Annotated in this window: 1 protein-coding gene; it reads left to right on the top strand. The window is 64.6% G+C overall.

What is annotated here, in order from left to right; genetic code table 11:
* A partial coding sequence (locus GSQ77_RS29140; RefSeq protein WP_216854973.1) for a hypothetical protein occupies positions 1-457 on the top strand: 457 nt, incomplete at both ends.

The raw sequence follows: 457 nt of genomic DNA on the forward strand, positions 1-457 counted from the left end.
AGCAAGCGCTCGATCGAGAAGCCGCAGGAGTCCGGCCCGGCTGCTTACGTGTTCCCGGCCGACGACAAGCGCACCGGGTCACAGGCACAGCTGCTACGCATACTGCAACTGCAGCACTCTGAAATCAGCCGCACCACGGCGCCCATCACAGTGACGCTGCCCAAGACCAAGGGCGACGAAGGCAAGCCCGGCAAGCCGACCTCACGGACGTTTGCTGCCGGCAGCTACGTAGTGCGCATGGACCAGCCGTATTCGCGCATTGCCGATGCGCTGCTGGACCGCCAGTACTGGTCACCCAAGGATCCGCAGCAGCATCCGTACGACGACACCGCCTGGTCGATGAGCGACCTGTTCGATGTACAGGTCGCGCGCGTGACCGACAACGCCATCCTCAAGGCGCCGATGACTCCCGTCAGCGAAGCGGTCACGGTACCGCAGGGTCTGGCCGCGCTGGATA

It is taken from the genome of Burkholderia sp. L27(2015), from assembly GCF_009765705.1.
GTDB lineage: Bacteria > Pseudomonadota > Gammaproteobacteria > Burkholderiales > Burkholderiaceae > LMUX01.